This window comes from Kitasatospora sp. MBT63, from assembly GCF_000710465.2.
Taxonomy (GTDB): domain Bacteria; phylum Actinomycetota; class Actinomycetes; order Streptomycetales; family Streptomycetaceae; genus Kitasatospora.
In genome coordinates this window covers 1-6,744 of record NZ_JAIZ01000292.1, presented here as the reverse complement: position 1 = coordinate 6,744, position 6,744 = coordinate 1, and the positions used below count along the sequence as shown (strand labels likewise).

General features: G+C 72.9%; 5 protein-coding genes. 2 read left to right on the top strand and 3 right to left on the bottom strand.

Going from position 1 to position 6,744, the window contains the following annotated elements:
• A partial coding sequence (locus tag AA75_RS18035; RefSeq protein WP_033821101.1) for a nitrate- and nitrite sensing domain-containing protein occupies positions 1-1,839 on the bottom strand: 1,839 nt, incomplete at its 3' end.
• 402 nt (positions 1,840-2,241) lie between these two features.
• On the opposite strand from AA75_RS18035, the gene AA75_RS18030 reads away from it, so the two are divergent.
• Together AA75_RS18030 and AA75_RS18025 are read left to right on the top strand one after the other, a co-directional pair.
• A complete protein-coding gene (locus tag AA75_RS18030; RefSeq protein ID WP_033821100.1) occupies positions 2,242-4,062 on the top strand; it encodes a long-chain fatty acid--CoA ligase in 1,821 nt (606 codons plus the stop codon).
• 151 nt (positions 4,063-4,213) lie between these two features.
• Complete coding sequence (locus AA75_RS18025; protein WP_051812692.1) at positions 4,214-5,326, top strand: polysaccharide deacetylase family protein; 1,113 nt, start codon at positions 4,214-4,216, stop codon at positions 5,324-5,326.
• Here the strand turns inward: AA75_RS18025 and AA75_RS18020 are convergent.
• Together AA75_RS18020 and AA75_RS18015 are read right to left on the bottom strand one after the other, a co-directional pair.
• Entirely contained in the window at positions 5,232-6,104 is an 873-nt protein-coding gene (locus AA75_RS18020) for an SGNH/GDSL hydrolase family protein (RefSeq protein ID WP_304441496.1), read from the bottom strand. The two genes, AA75_RS18025 and AA75_RS18020, sit on opposite strands and share 95 nt — an antisense overlap.
• Before the next feature lie 272 nt (positions 6,105-6,376).
• The gene (locus AA75_RS18015; RefSeq protein ID WP_033821102.1) at positions 6,377-6,715 is read right to left on the bottom strand and encodes a hypothetical protein; all 339 of its coding nucleotides are present in this window, start codon (positions 6,713-6,715) and stop codon (positions 6,377-6,379) included.
• Positions 6,716-6,744 lie beyond the last annotated feature (29 nt).

Genomic DNA, 6,744 nt, shown 5'->3' with positions numbered 1-6,744 from the left:
CGGCGAGGGCCCCAGGTGCACCCGGATGCCGTGCCGCCGGGCCAGGCGGCTGACCACGAACAGGCCGAGCCGGTCGGTGTCGGCGAGGTCGAACTCCTGCTCCACCGCGAGCCGCTGGTTGATGTCCTCCAGCGCCTGCTCGCTGAGCCCGAGACCGCGGTCGTCGATCTCCAGGCAGAAGCCGTGCGCGACCACCTCGCCCTGCACCGTGACCTGGGTGTGCGGCGGGGAGAACACCGCGGCGTTCTCCACCAGCTCGGCGATCAGGTGGGTGACGTCGGCCACCGCGCTGCCCAGCAGGCCCGTGCCGGGGAACGGCCGGACGATCACCCGGGCGTAGTCCTCGACCTCACCGACCGCGGCCCGCACCACGTCCACCATCCGCACCGGCTTGCGCCAGGCGCGCCCGGGCGAACCGCCGGAGAGGATGATCAGGCCCTCGGAGTGGCGCCGCATACGGGTGGTCAGGTGGTCCAGCCGGAACAGGTCCTCCAGCTCGGCCGGGTCCTCGGTGCGCCGCTCCATCGCGTCCAGCAGGGTCAGCTGGCGGTGCAGCAGCACCTGGCTGCGCCGGGCCAGGTTGACGAAGACCGCGGAGACGCCGCGCCGCAGTTCGGCCTGCTCGACCGCCGCCTCGACGGCCACCCGCTGCACCTCGTTGAAGGCGCGGCCGACCTGCCCGATCTCGGCCGAGCCGAAGTCCAGCTCCGGCACCTCGGCGGCGGTGTCGACGGCCTCGCCGCGGCGCAGCCGCAGCATCACCGAGGGCAGCCTGGCGCCGGACATCTCCAGCGCCGCGTTGCGCAGCGAGACCAGCTCGCGGGCGAGCTTGCGGCCGATCCGGAAGGAGATGACGATCGACAGCACCACCGCGGCGAGGCCGACGGCGCCGGCGATGCCGCCGCGCACCAGCGAGTTCACCGCGTAGGACCGGGCCCGGTCGGCGTTGGCCGCGTCCACCCGGGTGTTCAGCGTGGCGAGGTCGGCCAGCACCCGGTCGGCGGTGTCGTGCCAGGCGTCGCCCGCGCTGCCCTTGGCCTCGGTGACGCGGTTGTCGGCCTGGTCGAAGGCGCGTTCGGAGCGGGCCAGCGCGCTCCAGTCGACGCCGCTCTGCAGGTTCAGGTAGTCGCCGCGGTCCTGGGCGTTCAGCTCGGGCAGGTAGATCCGGAACAGCGCCTGCTGGCTGTGCATGCTGTCCAGGGTCGCCTGGACCTTGCGGTCGTCGGGGTCCCTGGTGAGCTGCAGCGCCTCCATGGCGGCGGCCTCGCGGGACAGGTACTCGCGGGCCCGGGACAGTTCGATGAGGACGGTGTCCTGCCGGGACAGGTCGCCGGTCTGGCCGGAGCCGAAGGCGGCCCGGAAGGTGAAGACCGGCTGGACCAGGTCGCCGTAGTCGGTGATGACCGTCTCCCAGCCGTCCTTGCCCTGCCCGGCCCGGCTGCGGATGCCGGCCAGCTGGTCCGCCATCGCCAGCACCTCGTGGAACTTGACCCGCTGGTCGGCGTCGAGCTTGGCGGCCTCGGCGCTGCCCGACTGGTAGCGCAGCAGCTGCAGGTCCCGGTCGGTGACGGCCTGCGCCTGGAGGTAGGAGTCGGCGGCGGTCCGGGACCCGGGGTCGGCGACCCGCAGCACGGCGGCCCAGCGCTCGGCCTGCAGGTCGCGGGCGTACTGGTCGGAGGGCGCGCCGAAGGCCCGGTAGGTGGAGGTGACGTCGAGCTGGCTCCAGACGTTCCAGGTGGTCACCAGTGTTGCGTACACCCACAGCCCGGTCAGTGCCACGATGGGCACCATGAGCAGCGCGATGATCCTCGCGCGGATCGAGCTGCTGCGCAGACGCATGGGGTCCTCGGATGGGGTGGGCCAGGCGCGGACAGGGTGCGGGCGGGACGGCCGGAGGACGCCTCGCGGGGCAGGTGGGGACGGTCCGCCGTGGGGGCCGGGCCGCTGGATCTGCGTGAGCTTACTACTCCCTGACCACCTGTTCGAAGGGTGATTTGGCAATGTCACCGATGCTGCCGCGATCATCCTCATTTGCCTGCGATGTCCGATCCGTCCGGCCGGGCACCGGAGGCCGCCACAAGTGCCGTTCACGGGTTGGCACATGCCGATCACGATCAGGTCGGCGGCAGCTCTGGGCAGCGATCCGGCGATCGGGTAACTTCGCAGCAGTCCGCCCCCCGGCCGACCCCTGGCCCACCCCTGGGGGCCGTGGAACCGCTCGGACACCGGATCGGGGGCAGCGTGCGCGAGTTCAGCAGCCCGGCCCTGGCCGGGGCCGCCGCCGGCGGTCTCGCCGACACCGTGTACGACACCGCCGAACGCACACCGGGCCTGGTGCAGCTGTCCCGCTGGAGCGAGGGCCGCTGGCAGCCGGTGACGGCGCTGGAGTTCCGCGACGAGGTGCTGGCGCTGGCCAAGGGGCTGCTCACCCGCGGGGTCCGGTACGGCGACCGGGTCGCGGTGATGTCCGCGACCCGCTACGAGTGGACCCTCTTCGACTATGCGCTGTGGTCGATCGGCGCGATCCCGGTGCCGGTCTACCCGACCGCCGCCGCCGAGCAGGTCCGCTGGATCCTCGCCGAGACCCAGGCCGTCGCCTGCGTGGTGGAGGACGAGGACCACGCCATGACGATCGGGGCGATCTGCGACGCACTGCCCGACCTGAACGGCATCTGGCAGCTGGACCGCGGCTGCGTGGCGGCGCTGGTGGAGGACGGCCGCAGCGTGCCGGACGCACTGGTGCACCGGCAGCGCCTCGGCGTCGGCCCGGAGAACCTGGCGACCGTCATCTACACCTCGGGCACCACCGGCCGGCCCAAGGGCTGCCTGCTCACCCACGGCAACTTCGCCGCCGAGGCGGACACCCTGCTCGCCGGCTGGGGCGAGGTGTTCCGGGACAGCGGCAGCGTCCCGCCGGCGGTCCTGCTGTTCCTGCCGCTGGCCCACGTCTACGGGCGGGTGGTCCAGGTCGCGGCGGTCCGCGGCGGGATCCGGCTCGGCCACCACGCCAAGCTGACCACCGACTCGCTGCTGCCGGCCCTGGCCGCGTTCCGGCCGAGCTTCCTGCACGCCGTGCCGTACATCTTCGAGAAGATCCACCAGCGCGCCCGGGAGGCGGCCGAGAGCGACGGACGGCTCGAACTCTTCGAGCAGGCAGCCGAGGTGGCGGTGGAGTGGGCCGCCGCCCGGGAGCAGCGCGCGCTCGGCCACGGGCCCGGCCCGAGCGCCCGGCTCAGGCTGCGGCACGGCGCCTACGACCGGATGGTGTACCAGCGGCTGCGGGCCGTGCTCGGCGGCCGGGTGCGCAGCGCGATGTCCGGCGGCTCCAGCCTGAGCCGGGAGCTCGGCCTCTTCTTCGCCGGCGTCGGGATCACCGTCTACGAGGGGTACGGGCTGACCGAGAGCACCGCCGCGGTGACCGTCAACCCGCCGGGGAAGCCGAAGTTCGGCACGGTCGGGCCGCCGATCCCCGGCACCTCGGTCGCCATCGGCGAGGACGGCGAGGTCTGGGTGCGCGGCGCCACCGTCTTCGCCGGCTACCTCAACCACCCGGTCTGCACCGGCCAGGCGCTGTACGACGGGTGGCTGGGCACCGGCGACCTGGGCGCGCTGGACGAGGACGGCTACCTCACCATCACCGGCCGCAAGAAGGAGCTGATCGTCACCAGCAGCGGGAAGAACCTGGCCCCCTTCGCACTCGAGGAACGGGTCCGGGCTCACCCGCTGGTGGCCCAGTGCCTGGTGGTCGGCGACAACCGGCCGTACGTGGCCGCGCTGATCACCCTGGACCCGCAGGCGCTGGCACACTGGCTGAAGACCCGCGGGCGGGAGCAGCTCGACCCGTGGGCCGCGCTGGTCGACCCCGAGCTGCACGCCGAGGTGCAGCGGGCGGTGGCGGGCGCCAACACCACGGTGTCCCGGGCCGAGTCGATCCGCGCCTTCCGGCTGCTGCCCAAGGAGTTCGCGGTGGAGGACGGTCTACTCACCCCGTCGCTGAAGCTCCGCAGGCATGCCATCGTGCAGCGCTACGCCGAGGACATCGAGGAGCTCTACGCCGGGTGACGGCCGTGACGTGGGGTGACCCACGGGCGTCTTGACGGGGCGTCCGGTGCGGTCCATTGTTTGCCCTCGGTCCGGGTGCGGCCTCACCGATCCCCTTCCTCCCGCCCCTCCGGGAGCAACGATCTCTCCTCCCCCACACAGGAGTTGCTCCGTGTCCACAGTTCTGCGCCGCGCCGCGGCCTGCGCGGCGGGCGCCGCCCTGGCCGTCCTCGGGCTCACCGCCCCCGCCGCCCGGGCGGATCAGCCGCCCGCCGTCGACCTGGCCACCAATCCCGGATTCGAGATCCCCACCCTGCCGCTGGGCGACTGGGGTTCGATCCCCGGCTGGACCTGCGGGGCCGGCGAGGCCACCCTCACCGGCTCCGCCCACGGCGGGGCCTCGGCCCTGTCCGTGACGCCGGCGGCCGAGGACTCCACCGGCGAGTGCGCCCAGACCGTCTCGGTCAGACCCGGCTCCCACTACACCCTGTCCGCCTGGGTGCGCGGCTCCTACGTCTTCCTGGGCGCCACCGGCACCGGCCACGACGTCGCGCCGGCCTGGACGCCCGGCACCGGCGACGGCTGGCAGCGGCTCACCACCGCCTTCACCACCGGCGCCGACACCACCAGCGTCCGGCTCTACCTGCACGGCTGGTACGGCCAGGGGACGTTCGCGGCCGACGACGTGGAGCTGTCCGGCGCCGCACCTGCACCGGCCACCGCCACCTGGAACGCGCCCACCACCGACCGGGTGGTCTTCTTCACCGTCGACGACGGCTGGCAGCCCACCGCGGAGGCTGCCCGGCTGATCGCCGACCGCGCCCTGCCGGTGACCGCCTTCCCGCTCCCGATGGCGGCCGGCAACCAGCCCGACTACTTCCGGGAGGTCACCTCGGCGGCCGGGTCCTCGATCCAGGACCACAGCGTCTCGCACCGCGACCTGACCACCCTCACCGCCGCCGAGCAGCAGGCCGAGATCTGCTCCGCCCGGGACGCCCAGGTGCGGCGGTTCGGCTCCACCCCGACCATCTTCCGGCCGCCGTACCTGACCTGGAACGCCGACACCCTGCAGGCCGCCGCCAACTGCGGGATCCGGTACGTGCTGACCGCGACGGCCGACTTCAGCTGGGGGCAGTCCACCGTCTACCACGGCGGCCCGCTCCGGCCCGGCGACGTGGTGCTGCTGCACTTCACCGACACGCTCGCCGCCGACCTGCAACGGGCACTGGACGCGGCCGACGCGGCCGGGCTGAGGCCGGCCGGGCTGGTCGACTACCTGCGCTGACGTCCCCTGGAACCTCCGGACCGGCGCCGGCGGTGAAGGCCGGCAGGTAGCCGCCCGACTGGCCGGCCGCCTTCGGGTGGTAGCTCTCGTCGACCGGGAGCGTGGTGCTGTTCAGCCACACCGTGCCGCTGGCGCAGATCTCGTGGCCGGTGAAGAGCCCTCTGACGTCCTCGAAGGTGAAGCCCGCGTTGGCCGCCCGCTTGGCGATCACGTCGTCCAGGGTGTCGGCGGCGCCGTTGATGGCCGCCCGCTTGGTGTCGCCGATGCCGAAGATGCAGCTTCCGCCGATCTTGTAGAGGTGGGGGTAGCCGAGCACCACCACGTGCGCGTTCGGGGCCTTGCTGTGGATCGCCGTGTAGACCTGGTCGAGCTTGCCGGGCAGCGTGGTGGTGGCGTAGTTCTTCGCGGCGGCGACCGCGCTCAGGCAGGCGCTCTCGCTGTTGAGCACGCAGGTCTGCATGGTGTCCGCGAAGCCCGCGTCGTTGCCGCCGATGGTGATGCTGACCAGCGTGGTCGAGGAGTCCAGCACCGACAGCTGGTTGTTGAGCACGTCACCGGTGCGCGCGCCCGAGCAGGCCACGAAGGAGAAGGCCGACGGCCCGTGGGCGTTCTTCCAGAGATAGGGGTAGGCGTTGGTGCTGCGCTTGCAGCTGCCACTGTCGCTCAGGTAGCTGCCGGCACCGACACCGGCGGAGTAGGAGTCACCGAGTGCCGCGTACCGGGCGGCCGCCGCACTGGCGTCGGTGGCGGCGGTCAGCGTGACGAGGGAGAGGAGCACCGCCGCAAGGGTTGCGGGCAGGGCACGGCTACGGACATGGCGCATGAGCACCTCCGGTGGAGTGACGTGGGTCACATTCTGGATACCAGCCAGTAGCCCAACCGAATAGTGGTCATGCCAAAGTTGCCGCCGGGCGGAGCATGAATTTTCCCCTGGAGAACCTGGGAGTCGCCGAGTTGACTCCGTGGCGGAGTGGCGGTGCGTCATCCGGGCGGCCCCGGCCGTGCCAGCCGGACGGTCTCAGCCGGGGCAACCAGGGCGGCCGGGCAGGCTCAGCCGAGCACGATCTCCAGCTCGAAGCCCTGACCGTCGATCAGGTGCACCGCCGTACCGGTGTCCACCCGCAGCTGCCAGCCGGCCGCCAGCGCGGCGTCCACCGCCGCCCGCGATCCGTGCACCGCCAGGTGGTTCAGCCCGGCGCGCAGCCGCTGGTGCCCGCCGGGGAGCAGCGCCGGCGACTGCTCCACCACCAGGTACGCCGGGCCGAGCCGCCAACTGCGGCCGTGCTCCCAGCGCTGGAACGGCTCACAGCCCAGCGCCAGCAGCACCGGGCCCCACTGCGCCTCGGTCAGCGCCAGGTCCTCGACCCAGAGCTCGACATGGTGGAACAGGCCCGGGGCGGGGGCGGTGGCGGTGGGGG